Consider the following 20,001-nt stretch of genomic DNA (forward strand, 5'->3'; position numbering starts at 1 on the left):
GTCATGGCTAAGAGATAATAACCATGCCATGACAATAAGAAAAGTTAAGCAGCAAGTAGGTGGCTTAAGCTTTGCTGCCCCACATCAAGCGCTTGTTTGCTGACAGGGCGATTATTCTCAAAACCATCTAAGTGATGATCGACCGCCATGATAACATCAGCGATGCAGGCTAACGTACTGTCTTCGATACGTCGTCCGCCTTCGATACGCTTTTCAATGTAGTTGGCTAGCTGACTCAGCATGCTGGCAGGTGTGGGCAGTTGTAAGAAGCGTACTGCGCCTGCTACTTGACGCATCATCCCAGGAATATTTTGGATATTGAGCATATCGCGCTCAGGCTCCGCCAAATAATCATTGATGGCTTGCTCGGCACTAGCAATAGCAGTTCGGCTTTCTTGTATCAAGGTATCATTAGCCGTATTAAGCTGATGCAATGAGATATGCGGGTTATTCAGTGGCAGATAGATTGCCCCTGGTGTATGCATCTCTGCCATGGCAATGGCGGCGTTCTCTGCATGCATTAACGCTAGTAGCAAATGATCAAAATCGTCAGGGGAAGGTGCTTGCCAATGGCTCACAGCTTCTGCTGCTTCGCTAAGACTATTGGCTGCGTTGGACAGACCTAATAAACGTAATGCTGAACTAAGCTCAGTCAGCTCTTCGATAATTTGCGCGGTCTGCATATCAATAGGGTTGATTGAATCGCCACGTGCATAACTATCGACGTGTTCTTTAATATTATTGATCTGATTTTGAATAATTGTGTTTAACGTATCGGTAAGTTCGCGGTTAGGACCGAATAAAAAGCGTTTCATTTGTTCTAGCTGAGCACCTTCTAAATGGTTACTGGCATACTGTTCACGTAGTTGATGCGCTTGCTCGTTATCACGTTGACAGGCAAAGCTCACTAAATCTGCAAAGCGGGTATCCATGACTGGTAAATAGCTTTGAAATTGCTGCTCTAAATAGATAAGTGTGTGTTTTTGACTCAAGTTTAATGGTAATACTGCTGCGATATCAGTCACAGCAGCAGTCGCCGCTTGCCAAAATAAGCTATCATTATTTGATGCAATTAATGCACAAGCTGCACTCATGGCATCCAGCTTTTGCTGATCTGCTGAGTCAATTTTGCCATCTTGATTGAGTAGTGCAATGCTAAGGCCACTACGATACGCGTTGGTCAGCAGCTCTGTGTCTAGATTAAGCGTGCTTAGAGATTCAAAGTTTTGTTCAGGATTGGCGATGATGACACTACTGCTGCCAAATGCAGAAAAATAGTCTGCTGTAATAGGAAGTTTTTGACTATGTGCATTAAGCTTGTTAATGACAGGTATGAGTAGAGTAGGCTCTACCGATTCAGTCAAGAGGACAAACTCGACATAACGATCTAAGGTCATGATGGCTTCTGATAGATCCATGATCAAGTCGGTATCGTTGTTATCACCATTGTCATAAAGTCTCTGTAGACCACCAACAATGGCATCATTCAATGCTTCTGCACCGACCAAAGAAATCAGTTTAAAAATACAAGAAAGCTGCTTTAATACTTCGATAGAATCTGACAACAAAGGAGCTTGGCTACTATCATCATTGAACTCACCCAGATGAATCTCAGTGTCTTTAAGCGTTGCTATAACCTCATCATGCAGTAAATGGAGTGATGGTAGGTTAAAATCAGTAACACTAAGCGTTGGGGCGGTTAGCTTCATTTGCGCAGACTGGTCCATAAGTATTTTTCCATAATGTACTGATGAGAATAGCAATATTATAAATTTGATTCAGAAAGTATTAGCTAGTGATGTTTTAACGCTTTCTATCATAATAATCAAGACTAAATTATACAAATGTCGGTTCAATAAAAATTCAAATGACAATTACATGCTAGCTTTTAGGGCAGGATAATCTGCTGCCAAAGCGGCATACCAGCTTTGGTCAGCAGTTTCATCCGATGTTGAAGCCAGTAATAAATTCGCTAAATTGGCGAAACTTGCATGAGCGGTTTGTCCGCCATCGGTATCTGTATCGTCTTCGATGGCAAGCGTGACCTGTCCACCAGTCATCGCCAGATAAACTTCGGCTAAAATCTCTGAATCAAGTAATGCTCCGTGAAAAGTACGGTCTTGCTTACCAACATCTAGGCGACGCACGAGGGCATCTAGCGTGTTTTTTTGCCCAGGGTACTGCTGCTTGGCCATCGCCAGTGAATCGGTTACTTGCACTCGATTGGCAAAGTCATTCAAACCAACTTTTGCAAACTCCATATTTAAGAAGTTCATATCAAAAGTAGCGTTATGAGCGATAATCTCAGCGCCATCCATAAAGTCGTACAAAGACTGAGCCACTTGATCAAAGGTCGGCTTGTCGGTCAAAAATGCTTCAGAGATACCATGAATACGAATGACTTCATCATCCATACCGCGCTGCGGATTGATATAAACGTGCAGCTTTTCACCAGTAAACTTACGTCCGACTAGCTCCACAATACCGACCTCGATAATACGGTCGCCTTTTAGTGCATCAAGCCCTGTGGTTTCTGTATCCATAATAAGCTGACGATCTGCTTCATGGCGGTGTATCGGCTTTGGTAGTAGCGGCTTAAAATGTGGGTTGGCACGGCTAGTATCTCCATCGAACTTAGGTGCATCAGATTCTACACTTGGCAACATATCATTGTCGACGGTATCATCTAGGTGCGTTTGAATATCTGGCATAGCTTTGGTACTCGTCGGTTTGTATGTACTGTCTTGATGGCTGTTAGATTCTACAGAAATGTCTTCATTTATCTTAAGGGTGTTAGCTGTACTTTGATAGTCTTCTCTTAGCGGCTCAGGTTCTAAGAGCTCTTCATCAAACTCATCGTCCATCATATCTAGACCCAATGGATCGAAACTTAGCCAGTCAGCGCTAGACGATTTTTGCAAGGTATCAGTATTAGCGTCAGTATTAGTGTCAATGTTAGGATTAATATCAGTCGCTATGTGGTCTTTTTTTTTAGTCGTATCTGCTTCACTGACTATAGCTGAATGGCCGCTGTTTGAGGTGACACCTAAGTTTGCCAGCTCGTCTGCTTTTTCATTACCAGCATGTCCAGCGTGACCCTTGACCCAATGCCAGCTAACATCACGCTGTTGGCAGAGTTTATCCAATTGTTGCCATAGGTCTTGATTGGCGACAGGCTTTTTACTGGCAGTTTTCCAGCCCTTTTTCTTCCAACCTTCAATCCATTCAGTGATGCCTTTTTGGACATAACTGGAGTCAGTCCAAATCTCAAGTGTATGCTCGTGCGGGCTATGGGTCAGTGCTTGTATCGCACCCATTAGCTCCATACGGTTATTGGTGGTTTCTTTGTCGCCGCCGTATAAATCTTGCGAGCTGCCATCACTAAATATAAGGTGTGCGCCCCAGCCGCCAGCGCCAGGATTGCCTTTGCAAGCGCCATCAGTATAGGCCACAGTGGTATTTGTTTTAGCAGCCAATGGATCAATCGCGTTATCTTTATGAGTGTTTGGCATTGAATTACGGTTGTCTGACATAAAGGAGTATGGACCTGATAAGTGGTAAGCATAGGGTAGTATTAGAGCATCTCGTTTACGTTATTCGAACGATGATGATGACGTTGTGAGTATAGCAAATCTATCATAAATATGGGCAGTCGTGACGCACAAAGTCAGAAAACTCTTACGGTAACTTATAACATAATAGTAACGTCCTGGTTTTCTGTTAAAATAGCGAAGCTCGCTGAAAGGCTCTAGTTTTTAGTTACAGAGTTATCTTTGCTACAAAGATGCCCAAGCGTATTTTTCTGATACAGCTATCTAGTGACATTTTGATAATAGTACACTTAATAAAAGTTTTTAATGCATGATTGCAGGATAACCCTATTATGTCCTTACGCTCGAATTTATTTAATAAGAGACTGACGTATTTGATGCTCAGTGTGACTGCCAGCAGCGCGATTTTTCTGAGCGCTTGTAATGATACTAGCCCTCAAGTAGATACCGAAGTTGCAGCAGATCTGTCTGTCTTTGAGGGTTGTTATACGGTGAGTCAAGATGAACCTGCACAAATAAAGGTCAGCCAGCAAAATGACACTTGGGTAATGCAGATGAAAGAACCCGTCACTGCTAAGCGTGTCTGGGATACTCCAGAGCCGTTAGAAATAATAGACAATAGCGACATACCGCAGTTCTTCTCTATTGACCCAGACAATGTCGATGCAGTCATTGGTCGTCCTGATCGAGTGCTTGTACTGGCTCATGTCAAACCAGCTTACGCAAATATTGATCCGCTCTTAGACAGTGAGTACTTGTCGTACATTTATCGAGGCGCCAACACGATCTACCGCGTGGAGTGCGATGAGGTGAATACCGATATTTTAGCCAATCCACATGCCAATCTTGTTATCGATAATGTTGATGACAGTATTTAAATAAGCATTGATAATAGTATTTAAATAAGTATCGACTATAAATATCATTGTTGGTCGATGATATTTGTATAGACAGTATTTTGTTATAAACAGTCATACCATTAGAGTGAAGCGATATGAATTTTTTCAGTTACGTAGTGTTAGGTGGGTTCTCTTATGCAGCTGGTTGGGCGGTAAGGACGTATGTACTAGACAAACAACCGACGCCTGAGCAGCCTTATAATTTAAAACACCCTGCGATTTTGGCATATTTGGGTGCATTTTTTATTATCATGTTGATCGTCTCGTGGCTGCTTGGTCGCTATGCACTTGGTCATGCTGCGATTGATTTACCTTTCATTATTATCAATAGTCTCGTTGCGACATTCGTCTACTCGTTTGGTCTTAATCCAGAAAAAGCTAATTATGAAGTACCTGATTAAAATACAGTATTGAATGAATTGTAAATAACAAAAGCCACGACCGAAATATTAATTCGCGGTCGTGGCTTTTTTAATACTGTGATTATGAACCACTTTTTTTAATCGCTGAAAGTATTAATATTTATGAGGCTTTCTTAAGATTAGTACCAGTCTCGTCGCTGTCTTTCTCATCAGTACTAGTTTTATCGTTATCAGTCTTATCCGTGTCGTTCTTATCTTCTAATCTATCCTTAGTAGCTGATTGTTCCTGCTTCCACTCTTTGTATTTTTGCAGATCTTTTCTGGCCTGCTTTAAACAAAATTTAAGTACTAGCGCATCATCGATATGGCCGATAAACGGAATAGAATCAGGAATGAGGTCAATTGGATTTAGCACATAGAGCGCACCAATAACGCCAGCTGAGATTGTTTTGAAAGGAATCTTACGGTAGTCACCTTTATAATAGTCTTTGACAAGACTCATAAATAGCATTAAATCATCACTAAACGGCTCAAGATAGCCGCTGTCCTCTAACTTTTCTTTCAGCTTGTCTTCTTTGCCTAGCAAATATTCTAAATTAGAGTCAAGTGACTTATTTTTATCGGTTTTTTTATTAAACATAATTATTACCTTTTGTTTTTTGCGATGAATTTGTATTTACAGTAACAAATCTAGTCGATCTATATTGTGTGTCTCAGTAGCGAAAAAGTAAATATCGGTAAAGATTAGGCAACCATCAGTGTCAGAAAAGCGTCTACAATATGCTGCCACAAGGTTTAAAAAAATCATAAAAATAAAAGCGATAAGGTAGTAGTAAAATATGGGGATTAAGCGTCAGGCATGGATAGATAATAAAAATAGTCATGCAACTGAAACAACATCTAGGCTAAACCGTCGGCAGTTTTTACGTCGAATCGGTGTGAGTGCAGGCACAGCAGTACTAGCGAGCCAAGGTATTTCTCAAGCGTTTGCAGCCAGTCCTATCGTGTCTGGTAATAACTCGCAACTGACCAAGGATGATCTGCCAACTTCGTTGTTAGAGGGTCAGTCGTCCTTACAAACGTCACAGGAATCACTGACGCAGACAGGTTGTATCACGCCTACGATTGAGACGCGACTTTTTGCTAGCTCCAACGTTGGTGGTAATGATGAGCGTAATCAGTTGGCATTGGATCGGGTGGCTTGTGCTGGGTTTAAAGTAGAGAATCCTGCTATTACCAATCGTCAGTACTTACGCTTTGCGGGAACGGACTCACAGCGTGCTAGCGATTTTCAAAACCTTGCCACTGGGGCAATAGCCGCGCCAAAGCTGCTGCTAGGTGTGCGCGGTGGTTACGGTGCCATGCGCATATTGCCTATGGTGGACTGGTCGACACTAGGACGGATTATGAAGGAGCGCGGCACGATACTCGCAGGCTTTAGCGATGTAACGGCTATCCAATGTGCGCTATTAGCAAAAGGGTCAATGAGTTCGCTTGCCGCGCCAATGCTCTATAGTGAGTTTGGCAAAACCGCGCCCGATAAAGTCAGCTGTCAGCAGTTTGTTGAAGTGTTAACCAATCCCAATCTAACTATCAGCATACAAGAGGCTACCTTAACCAGTCAGCAGCTACCTGCTATACTGACAAAGGGTGAGCCAAAACTGTTAACTGGTACGATTTGGGGTGGCAACCTAAGTGTCGTATCGGCGCTGGCAGGTAGTGAGTATTTACCGCGTATCGATGGCGGCATTGTGTTTTTAGAAGATGTTGGCGAGCAAGCGTATCGTATTGAGCGCATGTTATATGACTTATATTTCGCAGGTATCTTTAAAAATCAGCAAGCGATTGTGTTTGGCGCATTGTCTGGTACGGGCGAGGACAGCTATGACAAACGTTATGATGTCGCCACAGTCATTCGTCAGCTGCATGAATTGACAGGGTTGCCGATATATAGTGGTATGCCTTTTGGTCATATCGGCAAAAAATACAGCTTTCCGCTAGGAGCAACTTGCCAGCTGAGTCCTGATGTAAATGGTGGGTATCAGCTAGCATTTACCAATTATCCAACCATCAAGGCTGATGCCATCCAAGTGGAAGGCTTGTGGCAGACTACTTAATTGCTAAGCAATAGTTTTTAAATACTAATCTCTAACTATTATTCACTGCCATGACTAAATAGCCAACCGCGAAAACTTATCTTGATATTCTTTAGGCGTTAGCTCTGTCGCGCGTTTGAACAAGCGCGTGAATGAAGAGATATCATCATAACCTACTTGATCGGCAAGCGACTTTATTGATACATCGCCCAACTCAAGTAAGCGTTTGGCTTGTTCAATTCTGACGGCCTGAATATACTCAATCGGTCGCATTGCTACGCAGGACTGAAAGCGCCTGTTTAAAGTGCGCGGGGTAATATTTACCATAGCGGCTAAACTACTGACCTGCAAAGAATGTTGAAAGTTCTCTTCGATATATTCTTGGACTTGTTTAATCAAATGGTCGGAATGCGGCTTGTGCAGGGTCACATTGGTATAGCTGTTTTGACTACCTCTTTTGCTATCAATAATTTGGGTTTTTGCCACTTGCGTAGAGATCTCACGTCCGCAGTAGCGCTCAATCAATAATAGCCCTAAATCATAAAAGGCGCTGCCGCCAGCTGCACAAAATATATTGCCCGACTGGTTTGTTGATTCGCTTCTTGAATGGGTCACAAACTGATTTTCTTGTAAGTCCACCAATGGAAAATCTGCCTTAAACTTATTGGCATAGCCCCAGTGTGTGGTGGCTATCTTATGATCTAACAATCCTGCCTTTGCCAAAAAAAATGCTCCGCTACAATTGCTTGCTATATCGGCCTTGGTATTCGCAAGCCGTACTAAATGTGGCAGCAGCTCACTATTTTGCTTTAATACCTTATCAATAGAATCGCCAATAGTGGGCACAAGCAATAAATCGCACTCTGTTACGTCTCGAATATCACAGTGGGCTTGCATGATTAACCGATTGCTACACCTGATATCGCCACCACCTAAGCTTGCAATCTGTACATTAAATCGTGGCTCTACAGACTCATTCGAGAAGCGCTGCCAGCTGACCCCCGTGAATGAAAACAAGTCCAATGCGCCAGATAGTACACTACCGAGCACACCATCGAAGCCAAGAATAATCATTTTAAAAGGTTTGAAATAGGGCATAAGTCACTCGTTTCCTTTGCTGTGCTTACCAAAATAGCCATTATTTGGCTGATTTTAACCGGTTAGACACTCTGTTTATGTCTTATTTGACCATAATTATGTCATAAATGACAATACGGACAGGTATCAAATTAGACTAATATCAATTGATAACCAAATTTAATCAGTTAATGAGAATACTATGGCCGCAGATACCCTCCTAAACGATTTTGAATTACCTTTCCAATTGTATGATGTGCTAGGCACAGAATCACTCACCGAGCACGCAAAGTTCTCAGAACATAGCCGTGAGACATTTGATGCTGTGCTAGAGACGGCAAATAAGATTGCGACAGATTTATTTTTGCCACACAACCATATCGCAGATAAGAACGAGCCGCAGTTCGATGGCAAAAAAGTCAGCATGATAAACGATGTGAAAGTCGCTTTTGATGCGTTTCGCGAGTCTGGGTTTATTGCTGGTCGTTATAGTTTCGAAGACGGCGGCATGCAGTTACCTGAGACGGTTATGACTGCTGTGGCAGGCTACTTTATGGCAGCCAATCCATCAACGACTGCCTATCCATTTCTGACCACTGCGGCAATCAACGTTATCTCGCATTTTGCTAGCAATGATATCAAAGCAGCCTTTATGCCGCGCATGCTGACAGGTGAGTTCACCGGCACCATGGCACTGACTGAGCCACATGCAGGTTCATCGCTTGCCGATATCAAAACCATCGCGGTAAAACAAGACGATGGCTCGTACCGCGTCAAGGGCAGCAAGATTTATATCTCAGCAGGTGATCACGAGCTGTCTGACAATATCGTGCATTTGGTATTGGCCAAAGTGCCAGGTGGCCCAGGTGGCGTAAAAGGTATCTCTTTATTTGCCGTGCCTAAGTATCGCTTGAACGCTGACTTGTCTGTTGGCGAGCGTAACGATGTACATCTGACTGGACTGATTCATAAACTTGGTTATAGAGGTGCGACTTCTACGGCATTGAGCTTCGGCGATGAAGGCGATTGTCATGGTTATTTAATCGGCGAAGAGCATTTTGGCTTGCGCTATATGTTCAAGATGATGAATGAGGCACGTATCGCTGTCGGTTTTGGTGCTTCTATGATTGGTTATCGCGGCTATCAGTATTCGCTAGATTATGCCAAAGACCGTACACAAGGTCGCATTGCGCCAAACAATAAGCCTGAAGATGATGCAACGGCCATTATTCAGCATGGTGACGTAAAGCGCATGCTATTGGCACAAAAAGCTTACTCTGAAGGCGGCATCTCATTATGTCTATATGGTTCAAACCTAATTGACCGTATCAATACCTGTGAAGACGAAACGCTAAAAAATGAGCTAACCGAACTATTAGATTTGCTAACGCCAGTGCTAAAAGCATGGCCATCTGAGTATGGCCCAAAAGCCAATGACTTAGGTATTCAGGTATTAGGCGGCGCAGGCTATACGCGTGAATATCAAGCTGAGCAATTTTGGCGTGACAATCGTCTAAATCCTATCCATGAAGGCACAAACGGTGTGCAGGCGCTAGATTTGTCATTCCGCAAGTTATGGCAAAAAGGTGGGTTAGGCATTCAAATCCTAAAACGTGAGATTACACAAGATTTAGAAAGCATCACTACGCCTGAGAGCGCGCAACTTGCAGGCAAGCTGATGCCTTATATGGGTCAGCTGCATGAAGTGCTCGTGCATTTGGGCAAAGTGTTGCAGACAGAAGAAGCGCTGACATTGACTGGTAATGCTCAAGCATTAATGAATATTTTTGCCTCAATTGTACTGAGCTGGATTTGGATTCGCCAAGCCAGTAAAGCCGAGCAGCTACTAAGTACGACGCAAGATGTCGAGCAGCAGAATTTTTATAAAGGCAAGATACAAGCGGCCAAATACTTCATCGATTGGGAACTACCATTAGTTAAACGCGACATCGAATTATTAACCAACACCAACTCGGTTTGCACTGATATGCAAGCGGACTGGTTCTAAGAACAACTCTAAGGAAAGAGACATGACAACGATAAACAAACAATGGCGCCTAAAAGCAAGACCTGTAGGCGAGCCAAGCGCTGAGACTTGGGATTATACCGAGACAGAAATACCGACGATTACTGATGGTCAGTTGCTGATTAAGGTTGAATACATCTCTATCGATCCGGCGATGCGTGGTTGGTTGAACGATGCCAAATCTTATATCGCGCCAGTACAAATTGGTGAAGTGATGCGCGCCGGTACTGTGGGTGAAGTGATTGAAAGTAAGCATGAGAAATTTGCAGTAGGTGACTATGTCGCAGGTCACGACGGCGTGCAGTCATATGCGGTCAGCGATGGTACAGGTCTGCATAAAGTTGATCCGAAACTGGCGCCATTGTCTTATTACTTAGGCGTCCTCGGTATGCCGGGTATGACAGGGTATTTCGGTCTGCTAAAAACGGGTCAGCCAAAAGCAGGCGAAACAGTTGTCGTCTCTGGTGCTGCTGGTGCCGTTGGTAGCTTGGTCGGTCAGATTGCCAAAATTAAAGGCTGCCGAGTCGTTGGTATCGCGGGCGGCGCTGAGAAATGTAAGTTCTTGGTCGATGAGCTTGGGTTTGATGCGACGATTGATTACAAAAACGAAGATGTGAAAAAAGCACTAAAGAAAACTTGCCCAGACGGCGTCGATGTGTACTTTGACAACGTAGGCGGTGATATCTTAAATGACGTGCTTACTCAGATTAATCTACATGCGCGTATCGTTATTTGCGGGGCTATCAGCCAATATAACAACACCACGGCAGTAAAAGGTCCATCGAACTATCTATCACTATTGGTCAATCGTGCTCGTATGGAAGGCATCGTGGTGTTCGATAATATTAAAGAATATCCAATCGCAATGAAAGAGATTGCTGGCTGGATTCAGTCAGGTGATATGAAAGTGAAAGACCATATCGTTGAAGGTATCGAGACGTTCCCTGATACTTTGATGATGCTCTTTAACGGTGAAAATTTCGGCAAACTAGTACTTAAGGTAGAGGGATAGATCATGACACTGAATACAAATGGAATTGCATCAGATGTAACGGGTAAACGAATTTTAATCACGGGCGGTGCATCAGGCATCGGTGCAGCCAGTGCGTTGTTGCTGGCCAGCCGCGGCGCAAAAGTTGTCATTGGTGATATGGCAGAGGAAATGGGCGAAGCGGTTGCCAAACAAGGTCAAGATGCTGGTAACAGTATCGTCTTTAAAAAAGTAGACGTGACCAGTGGTGATGAAGTACGTGCGTTGTTTGATTTTGCAGTAGAAACGCTTGGTGGCCTAGATGTTGTGGTGAATAACGCTGGTATCGACCACAAGCCTTCACCAATGCATGAGCTAAGCGATGATGATTTTGATCGTAATATCGCCGTGAATTTAAAAGGTGTGTGGCACTGTATGCGTGCTGCGGTCAATTGTATGCTGCCTAATGGCGGTGGTCATGTGATCAACGTCGCCTCTATTGCTGGTCTGCGTTCAGCGCCTATGATTTCAGCCTACAGTGCAGCTAAACATGGCGTTATGGGTCTGACCAAATCTGCTGCTCATGAGTATGCCCGTGCCAATATCCGTTTTAACGCGGTATGCCCAAGCTTCATTGATACGCCAATGGTTCGCAATACTATGGCAACGATGGATGAGCGTACGCAGCAAGCAACGATAAAGGCCAGTCCACTGCGCCGCCTAGGAAACGTCAGTGAAATTTCTAGTGCGATTGCGTGGCTTGCCAGCGATGAAAGCAGCTTTATGAATGGTCATGCCTTCACCTTAGATGGTGGTATGCTAGCGTAACCGTGAGCATTGAGCGCTCATTATTCAGTTCATTAGTGCTCGATAATCGCTGTTAGTTTCGACAGCGATTATCTGCGTTTAGTTATCTGATTTTAGATAAACGTTTTAGATACATGAATTTAGCACTCAAAAATTATTGAAAATATAAAGTTTATAAAAATATAAGGAATAATGATGAAAGATTTATTTGATTTAACCGGTAAGGTTGCTCTAGTAACTGGTGCTAGCCGTGGTATTGGTGAGTCTATTGCCCGTCTATTGGCATCAAGAGGCGCACATGTGATTGTCTCAAGCCGAAAAATCGATGCTTGCCAAGCAGTCGCTGATAGCATCAAAGCGGACGGTCATAAAGCCAGTGCTTTTGCTTGTCATGTGGGAGATATGGATCAAATTGACGCAATTTTTGAGCATATCAAAAGTGAATTTGGTCAAATCGATATCTTAGTCAATAATGCTGCAGCCAACCCTTACTATGGCCATATCTTAGATACGGATTTAGCCGCCTTTGATAAAACGGTTGAAGTTAACATCCGTGGTTACTTCTTTATGTCATCGGCTGCTGGCAAAATGATGAAAGAGCAGGGCGGCGGTGTCATCTTAAATACCGCATCGGTCAATGGTTTAGTAGCAGGCGATAAGCAAGGTATCTACTCAATCACCAAAGCAGCTGTCATCAGCATGACCAAAGCATTTGCTAAAGAATGTGGCCCACTTAATATCCGTGTCAATGCGCTATTGCCAGGTTTGACGGATACTAAGTTTGCCTCTGCATTGACGACAAATGATAAAGTCTTAAAAATGGCGCTACACTCAATTCCGCTAGGACGTGTGGCTGAGCCAGATGAAATGGCTGGTACCGTATTGTATCTAGTGTCTGATGCCTCAAGCTATACCACAGGCGCGACTATCGTTGTCGATGGTGGCATGCTGGCTTAATTAGACAATCTATAAGACATAGGTTAGATAAGAAAGTAATTGTTTAAAACTGCATGAGACTCAAGAACCGCATGAGATTAATTTTCATGCGGTTTTTTTGATTTGGTTTTGCACTAACGAATAAATTGCTAATTTTAAATGAGCATCAGCTGTATAGTGGCATAATAAACATGCTAATAGCTACTTGGAAAATATGATGGAGTCACGCATGAATTCAGTTATCAACAATAAAATAAATATAATTTCTCAAAATAAAACATGGCTGTTTGTGCCAGCGACTCGCATCGATAGAGTAGCAAAAGCCTTTGCTAGTGGGGCAGATGCGGTTATTGTCGATTTAGAGGATGCCGTGGCGCCAGAAGAGAAAGTATCCGCACGTGAAGCATTGCAACAATATCATGACAGTGCAGATTATCAGCCGGTTTGGGTGCGTATTAATAAAGCAGACAGCGAGGAGTTTTTTAAGGACATAGTTCTCTGTCAGAAAATGCCTAATTTGGCTGGCGTGTTATTGGCCAAAGCTGAGCAAGAAGAAGATATTCATAGCGTACATCAGCTTATCAATTTACCTGTGATTGCACTGATTGAGAGTGCGATAGGATTGTATCAAATTGATAGTATGGCAAAAGCAGTCGGCTTGGCCGCGTTTAGTTATGGATTTTTAGATCTGTGCAATGATTTGCAAGTACAAGTAGGAACACCTGCCGCAGATATCATTGCCAATCAAATCCGCTATCAACTAATCCTGACGTCAAAAGTGCACCAATTATCGCCACCCATCGATACCATTTATCCTGACTTCAACAATGAAGTTGGACTGAGCGATCGAGTACAGTTATGGTCACAAATGGGGATGTCAGGAATGCTATGTATCCATCCCAAGCAAGTGGCAGTCGTCCAACAAACATTGCAGCCAACAGATGAGGCCCTGTTATTCGCACAGCGTGTAGTCGAGGAGTATGAGCGAAGCGGACAGGCAGTATTCAAAATAGATGGTGAGATGGTCGATGCACCAGTGATTGAGCGCAGTCGTCAACTGTTGGCAAAGTAGTAGACCAATCCATGTTTAGTTAAATATAAGCAGTTGGTTCAATATAATTTGGTTACTAGGGCGTGTCCTCAATTCAATCGATAGTTATCTAAATGGGTTAAAAATGGCTAAATCTTACCAAATGGCGTCAAACAGCTGACTAATATCTCGATATTATCTGCGCTATTTTCCTTATTTGACTGCGATTTATCTCATTTTTATCCCCATTCTTAAAATGAGGACACGCCCTAGAAAGCCGAGTGAAAGTATTACAAGCAGTATACTAAGTGAGACTGACACCGTACCTAATTTATAGAGGATTGACTATATAATGCTTTATCATGAACCATATCTATTCACATTCGATAAAAGCATACTATGATTTTCATTAATAACAATATCAGTCTCAATGATAATGAGGTAGAGATCAGCGCCATACGAGCGCAAGGCGCAGGTGGGCAGAATGTCAACAAAGTATCTTCTGCCATTCACCTGCGTTTTGATATTAATAACTCAAGTCTGAGTGATGAGTACAAGCAGCGACTGCTAAATAGCAAAGATAGCCGAATAACCAAGGAAGGCGTGCTAATTATTAAGGCGCAGCAGTTTCGTACGCAAGAGCGCAATAAAATAGATGCGCTTGAACGTCTGCAAAGCTTTATCACCAAAGCCACTTACGTTAATAAAACGAGAAGGCCGACCAAGCCAAGCAGAAATGCCAAACGTAAACGGGTAGATAAAAAGACCCAGCGCGGTAAGACAAAGGCTTTACGCGGTAAAGTAGATTTTTAGAGAGTTTGTGATAGTAGATTTTGTCATTGAGAAGTTGTGCAGTAGAAAATTTATAGAGCAAAAGCAATATAGTATATTGCAGAGGTCTTTGAATTTATAATGGTATAGGCGATTAATTGTCACCTATACCATTCTTCTAGATTAACAACTTATTTAGAATGCACCATTAAGTCCAATAAATAGGCTGGTTGAATCGTCGTCATTACCTTGTGAATGCGTGACACCAACGTTGGCATTTAAGAGGCCAAAGCTTCTAGATAGGCCAAGTGTCATGGCAACGTTATCATCATCAGTTTCGACCATAGGCGTCTCAAAGCTGATATTTGGTAGCGTATTTAAACGTGCGGTTACTGCTTCGCGATTGTCACTTAGCTGCTTTTGGTAATGAATATCACCAAATAAGTTTAGGTTCTCCATCAAGCTATGATTGGCTTTGAGACCAAGCTTGCCATATGTCGTAGAGTACTTCTGCTCATCGAACTGCATAGCAATGCCAGACATCTCTTTTTCTTTGAGTCCGTCAATTTTTACGCGGCTCGCTGTTGCACCGATATAAGGCGTAACGGCAATATTGCTCACTTGCATTGGGTAGCCTGCCTGCAAGTTGGCATAAAAGCGCTTGCCATCAGCATTTGACTTAAACTGTTGTTGGTTACTACCAAGTGTGACAGCACGTGTGACATCGACATCCATGTTGCCAAATCCTGCAGCACCATTGATCTGTAAACCGCCAAACTTGTTGCTATGATAGACACCAAAACCAACTTCTCCCAGATCAATATCACTCAAACCTGTGCCAACGTCTGAGTTTTCAAAGTCTTTTTGAGTGATGTTGCCGTATAAGCCTGTCACGGCGTTGGCTGAGTTAGGATGAGCAAAATCTACGCCAAGCAATACTTGGGTATTATTATCACCATCAAACCCTGCAATCTCTTGATTAGCGACTTCACCGACGGCCCATAGTGTACGGGCAGGTTTTTGCTCACTGCTTTGGATTTGATTGACGTGTGACTGTAAGCGCTCATTGGTTGCAAGTCCAGTTGTCGTTGCAATATGTGGCAAGACGCCGATTAAGCTAGGCGCTGTGACTACAGCATTTGCATAGTCAGCAATCAGTTGATGAGTAGCACCTGTTGGATGTATGCCATCAGCGAAAAAGTAGGTTTCGTTGGCGTTTGCTTCTACAAGAGTATCAGGTCCACAAGTTAGAGAGCTATTGTTGTCACCGCAAGCTTCATCGGTGACATTAGTAAAACCATACTGAGCAGGCGACGCAATGATCTCCTGAGTTAAGCTAAACATATCTAGCGGTATGATATTAGCCCCAGTACCCGCCACGCCGCTGAGCATAAATTGATTGTATAGACTAGTAGCACCAGTGCTTTGCGCTTGAATAGTTTGATTTGGAATGTTGGCAATAAAATCAGCATTTTCACCATCTTCAATAGCTTTTTTGACAGCCGCATCGGCAACTTTTTGTGCTGCGATAATTCTTGGAGTTAAACCAATATCAGGAATATTGGGTACTAAAATATAGTTTGCACCATTGTCTTTTAGTGCATTGATCGTTTCGGTTTGGCTAGCTACTGCACCAAGTATGGTCGCTTGGGCATTATTAATAGGGTCCGCCGCAGCAAGCAGGTCATTTGCCCCTGCCCAAACGACATATAGTCCATTAGGATCTACTTTGTTATTGGCTAAGTAATTGTTTGTTTGAGTTTTGGCGGAGGCTATATCCACTGGAAATCCAAAATCTGTATTTATAACCTCTTCACCTGCTCGCGCGCCACCAATGGCGTAGTTATTACCAGTTTGATTCCCAAGATAGACAATGGGAACAGAGGTTGTTCCTAGCTGCTCAGCAAATGAGGTCGCCCATGTATTGTCAGGATTGGTAGTAAACTGACCTGATTCTGTAAGCCCCAAGTTACCTTGAGTTATGGAACTAAAATAGCCACCATCGGTCAGGCTATCACCGAAAAAGGTGACACTGTCATAAGCATTTGCGTGAGAAATGCCAGCGATAGATAGGCTGATAGCGAGCATGCTTTTGGCAAAAGTTTTGAGAGTAGTAGGGCTAACGGTAGGGCGAGAGGTATTACGAGGCATAGCGACTTCCTTGTCGTCAATGTAATAGTTTGTCAACCGAGTGTAACCACTTTTTAAAAAGCTAGCAATCGTTTTGATTGCAAAATTGCAAGAATATTGCCTTGTATGAGTAAGTTTTTAGAGCATAAAAAAGGGGTGTTCAAGTATTAAAAAATCATACTGTCTCGCTCACATAATATTTTGTTTCCTTCTATGTAATTATGCTGTAAGCACCTGATTTTTATTCAGTTATTTTTATTGAAAAGTATAAGGCTTATCTATTGATATTGCTTGTTTAACCCAAGTAACTGCCCAATTATATATAGTATAAACTCAGCACTCTATAATAAGATAATCAGGCCAAATGCGCATACAGATGTCACTGGCAGCAAGAGCAAAGTATAGTTAGGAGTATCAATACTATAGAGACTGGAATTAAGCTTGTTTTTGTGGACGCAATAATAAGGCAAGTCCAAGCGCTACAAAAGCGGCGATACCAGATATCATATAACTGATACTAAAATCTCCAGTGATTTCTGCGAGATAGCCTGCTGCTACTGGCCCGAGAGCTTGCCCACCTGAAAAAGCAAAAGTCAGCGCTGCGAGCGCACTTGCCGCCGCCGCAGGCCCGAAATAATCGCCTGCCGAAGCTGCCATAATGACAGGCACACTCCACACCACTAAGCCAAACAGTATAATTGACAAATATAGTCCCAAACTCCAATCAGTAAGTCCGACTAGCAGATAAGCGATGGCTAGAAAGAAAAAAGCCAGCGCCAGACCAAGGCGTCTACCTATGTGGTCAGAAATCCAGCCAAACAACATACCTGAGAACATGCTAAGCAGCCCAATCCATGCCCAAACACCACCAGCAGTCGCTTCACTTAGTTGATACGAGCCAACCATACTGGTAACGATAAAGGTGACGTAAACCATATAAGTAGCGCCATAAATAGCAAAGATGATGCCTAAATGTACGAGCAGCTTAATATTGCTACGTTCTAGCTTTTTCTTATTTTTAACAGGTAAGGTGGGTGCGCGCCCAAAAGGGCTTTGGCTGACATCGTCTGGATGATTGCGAATCAAAGTAAAAGTAAGCCAAGCTACCGCAATATTAATCACGGCAAAAATTAGCCAACCTGTTTGCCAAGACAGTAGAGTAGAGATGGGTAAGAGTTTGGGTACGACAAAGCCTGATAAAATGATACCAAAGCCGGGTCCCGCCATGACCAATCCTAAAGCGAGCCCGCGGTGTGAAGGAAAAAACCAATGTGACATGACGCTCATCATTGGTAAGACCACGCCGCCGCTACCAATACCTGTCAAGACATAGAGCGCGCAAAGTATTGGAAAACTGGTGGTAAAAGCCATACCAAGCATAGAGACTGTAATCAAGATAAGGCTTGCCGTCGCAGTCGTTCGAGTACCCAACCGAGGTAGAATAAAAGGGCTTAGAAGCACCGCAACGAGATATCCTATCAGGTTGGTAAATCCCAATATACCACTTTGAGTATAATTTAATCCTAAAGAAGATGACATAGATGGTAGTAACATGCCAAATGCGAATCGTCCTAAGCCAAGTCCGCAGAACATTGCTATAGAGCCTGTCGCAGCAACGATCCAAGCGTAATGTAACCTGCCTAGCCTAAGAGGCGCAGTGTTATCTTGATTTCTGTGATCTGGACTGTCTTTTTGAGTCATTTCATCAGGCATCACGAATCTCCAACAAGTTGAAAATTCGCAATATATATCGTCACTAAATTTAGATCGTAGGTAATGACTTCCTTATTTTGAATAGTATCCATTTCACACTCATCCTTTTGTGCTTAATCCCTATCAGTCCTTTATTGAATACGCTTATAGCCTAAGCATACTTATGTCCAATAAAATTAGTATAACTGCAGCTGAACGTTCGTTCAATGAGTATATAAGCAATTCCCGTAATGCTTTCATAGACCCTAACAAAAAATGCCAGCCCATTTATATGGCTGGCATTCTGCTTATTGTTCTCTGACGGTTCCTTACTGAATGCTATTTTTTGGCTATCCTTTAATATCGACTTATTATTTAGCCAAGTCGTTTACTCAATTCAGGAAAACGCTTTATCATAAATAGCATTAATAGTAATGCCACAACTGCTATAGCCGCACCTGTGTACCCTACGCTAGATAGTGAGATATGCGTGACGGCATAACCACCGAATAGCGCACCCGTACCAATTCCCAAATTAATAATACCTGAGAACATCGACATCAGCATGTCTTGCGCATTGACATCGACCATGATGACTTTGGCCTGCATTGAGATAATCAGTAGCATAAGCGCCGCGCCCCACAGTAAGGCGATAAAGCTGAGCGCCCATACAGAGGTCACTGCTAGCAACAGCGCAAGCATAGACACGAGCATCAGTATGGTCGATATTAACATCAATCTGGTATTGAACCGATCGCCCCAACGACTAAATATCACACTGCCTACAATTCCTGCTGCCCCGAATAGTAACAGTACAAAAGTCGCAGCGTTTTCACTGATATTGCCAACTTGGCGCATGAATGGTTCTATATAAGAATAAGCCGTATAGTGCGCTGTAAAGACCAATAAAATAAGCAAGTATAGACAGACCAATAAGGGGTTTTTGAGGAGTTCTGGAATCTTTCTAAAAGACCCTTCAAACATACTAGGTAGCGTTGGTAAGAGTCTCGCTTGTAGAATAAATACAATTAAGGCAATGACGCCAATACCGCCAAAGGTCGCTCGCCAGCCAAACCATTGCCCAACCAAACGCCCCAGCGGCACACCCAGTACCATTGCTAACGACGTACCCGTCGCCAGTACACTAAGCGCCATGGCTTTTTTGCCTTCAGGTGCGACGCGTATCGCGATAGCAGCTGTGATCGACCAAAATATCGCATGCGATAACGCAATCCCAACTCGGCTAATGAGCAGCACGTCAAAGCTCCATGCAAATACGGACAGTACGTGACTGGCAATAAATACGGCAAAAAGACCCATGAGCAAGCGTTTGCGCTCAAATCGACTGGTCAATAACATTAGGGGCAATGACATCGCAGCGACAATCCAAGCATAGAGTGTCAACATCCAGCCAGTCTCGGCCGTCGTAATAGAGAAGTCTTGGGCAATGTCGCTCAACAGCGCCACAGGGACAAATTCTGTGGTGTTCATAATAAAGGCACTAACGCCCATCAAAAATACTTGAAAATACTGAGTTCGGCGAGCGTTTGAGCTGGCCTCAAGGTTATGTGTCATAAAATCCAATACAAATGCAGATACTACGTGTGATAGGTCAAAGTGGGGTAGGCTTAATTAGAATACAAGGTTTGCGGGG

Annotated in this window: 16 protein-coding genes; 9 read left to right on the forward strand and 7 right to left on the reverse strand. The window is 43.1% G+C overall.

Annotation, left to right across the window (positions count from 1 at the left end):
• Positions 1 to 44 precede the first annotated feature (44 nt).
• Together I3249_RS10740 and dnaQ are read right to left on the reverse strand one after the other, a co-directional pair.
• Positions 45 to 1,727, reverse strand: a complete 1,683-nt coding sequence (locus I3249_RS10740; protein ID WP_238069948.1) for a hypothetical protein — start codon at positions 1,725 to 1,727, stop codon at positions 45 to 47.
• 147 nt (positions 1,728 to 1,874) lie between these two features.
• The gene (gene dnaQ / locus I3249_RS10745) at positions 1,875 to 3,533 is read right to left on the reverse strand and encodes a DNA polymerase III subunit epsilon (protein WP_238069949.1); all 1,659 of its coding nucleotides are present in this window, start codon (positions 3,531 to 3,533) and stop codon (positions 1,875 to 1,877) included.
• 350 nt (positions 3,534 to 3,883) lie between these two features.
• On the opposite strand from dnaQ, the gene I3249_RS10750 reads away from it, so the two are divergent.
• Positions 3,884 to 4,429: a hypothetical protein gene (locus I3249_RS10750; RefSeq protein WP_238069950.1), complete on the forward strand. Its 546-nt coding sequence runs from the start codon at positions 3,884 to 3,886 to the stop codon at positions 4,427 to 4,429.
• Between the two features lie 116 nt (positions 4,430 to 4,545).
• Complete coding sequence (locus I3249_RS10755) at positions 4,546 to 4,851, forward strand: hypothetical protein (RefSeq protein WP_114700242.1); 306 nt, start codon at positions 4,546 to 4,548, stop codon at positions 4,849 to 4,851.
• A gap of 121 nt (positions 4,852 to 4,972) precedes the next feature.
• Here I3249_RS10755 and I3249_RS10760 read toward each other — a convergent pair whose 3' ends face one another.
• Positions 4,973 to 5,452 carry a YkvA family protein gene (locus I3249_RS10760; RefSeq protein WP_238069951.1) on the reverse strand — a complete coding sequence of 160 codons (480 nt, stop codon included), beginning with the start codon at positions 5,450 to 5,452 and terminating at the stop codon, positions 4,973 to 4,975.
• Positions 5,453 to 5,651: 199 nt separating this feature from the next.
• Between I3249_RS10760 and I3249_RS10765 the strand changes: the two genes are divergently transcribed.
• On the forward strand, positions 5,652 to 6,929 hold the full coding sequence (locus I3249_RS10765) for an LD-carboxypeptidase (RefSeq protein WP_238069952.1): 1,278 nt from the start codon (positions 5,652 to 5,654) through the stop codon (positions 6,927 to 6,929).
• 54 nt (positions 6,930 to 6,983) lie between these two features.
• Here the strand turns inward: I3249_RS10765 and I3249_RS10770 are convergent, their stop codons facing one another.
• Positions 6,984 to 8,006 carry a helix-turn-helix domain-containing protein gene (locus tag I3249_RS10770; RefSeq protein WP_101205632.1) on the reverse strand — a complete coding sequence of 341 codons (1,023 nt, stop codon included), beginning with the start codon at positions 8,004 to 8,006 and terminating at the stop codon, positions 6,984 to 6,986.
• Positions 8,007 to 8,187: 181 nt separating this feature from the next.
• On the opposite strand from I3249_RS10770, the gene I3249_RS10775 reads away from it, so the two are divergent.
• The 6 genes from I3249_RS10775 (at position 8,188) to arfB (ending at position 14,567) form a co-directional block, all read left to right on the forward strand.
• Positions 8,188 to 9,993: an acyl-CoA dehydrogenase gene (locus tag I3249_RS10775; RefSeq protein ID WP_238069953.1), complete on the forward strand. Its 1,806-nt coding sequence runs from the start codon at positions 8,188 to 8,190 to the stop codon at positions 9,991 to 9,993.
• Positions 9,994 to 10,015: 22 nt separating this feature from the next.
• Positions 10,016 to 11,023 carry an NADP-dependent oxidoreductase gene (locus I3249_RS10780; RefSeq protein WP_238069954.1) on the forward strand — a complete coding sequence of 336 codons (1,008 nt, stop codon included), beginning with the start codon at positions 10,016 to 10,018 and terminating at the stop codon, positions 11,021 to 11,023.
• A gap of 3 nt (positions 11,024 to 11,026) precedes the next feature.
• Positions 11,027 to 11,809, forward strand: coding sequence for an SDR family NAD(P)-dependent oxidoreductase (locus tag I3249_RS10785; RefSeq protein WP_238069955.1), 783 nt, complete (start codon positions 11,027 to 11,029; stop codon positions 11,807 to 11,809).
• A 171-nt stretch (positions 11,810 to 11,980) separates the two neighbouring features.
• Positions 11,981 to 12,745, forward strand: coding sequence for an SDR family oxidoreductase (locus I3249_RS10790; protein WP_238069956.1), 765 nt, complete (start codon positions 11,981 to 11,983; stop codon positions 12,743 to 12,745).
• Between the two features lie 208 nt (positions 12,746 to 12,953).
• Positions 12,954 to 13,796, forward strand: coding sequence for a CoA ester lyase (locus tag I3249_RS10795; RefSeq protein ID WP_238069957.1), 843 nt, complete (start codon positions 12,954 to 12,956; stop codon positions 13,794 to 13,796).
• A gap of 357 nt (positions 13,797 to 14,153) precedes the next feature.
• On the forward strand, positions 14,154 to 14,567 hold the full coding sequence (gene arfB / locus I3249_RS10800; RefSeq protein WP_102091188.1) for an alternative ribosome rescue aminoacyl-tRNA hydrolase ArfB: 414 nt from the start codon (positions 14,154 to 14,156) through the stop codon (positions 14,565 to 14,567).
• Between the two features lie 153 nt (positions 14,568 to 14,720).
• Here the strand turns inward: arfB and I3249_RS10805 are convergent, their stop codons facing one another.
• The 3 genes from I3249_RS10805 to I3249_RS10815 form a co-directional block, all read right to left on the reverse strand.
• On the reverse strand, positions 14,721 to 16,676 hold the full coding sequence (locus I3249_RS10805; protein ID WP_238069958.1) for an autotransporter domain-containing protein: 1,956 nt from the start codon (positions 16,674 to 16,676) through the stop codon (positions 14,721 to 14,723).
• A 414-nt stretch (positions 16,677 to 17,090) separates the two neighbouring features.
• On the reverse strand, positions 17,091 to 18,368 hold the full coding sequence (locus tag I3249_RS10810; RefSeq protein ID WP_238069959.1) for an MFS transporter: 1,278 nt from the start codon (positions 18,366 to 18,368) through the stop codon (positions 17,091 to 17,093).
• Between the two features lie 354 nt (positions 18,369 to 18,722).
• Positions 18,723 to 19,922, reverse strand: a complete 1,200-nt coding sequence (locus tag I3249_RS10815) for a sugar transporter (protein ID WP_238069960.1) — start codon at positions 19,920 to 19,922, stop codon at positions 18,723 to 18,725.
• Positions 19,923 to 20,001: the final 79 nt, after the last annotated feature.

The sequence above is a fragment of the Psychrobacter sp. Ps1 genome, assembly GCF_022129425.1.
Classification (GTDB): domain Bacteria; phylum Pseudomonadota; class Gammaproteobacteria; order Pseudomonadales; family Moraxellaceae; genus Psychrobacter.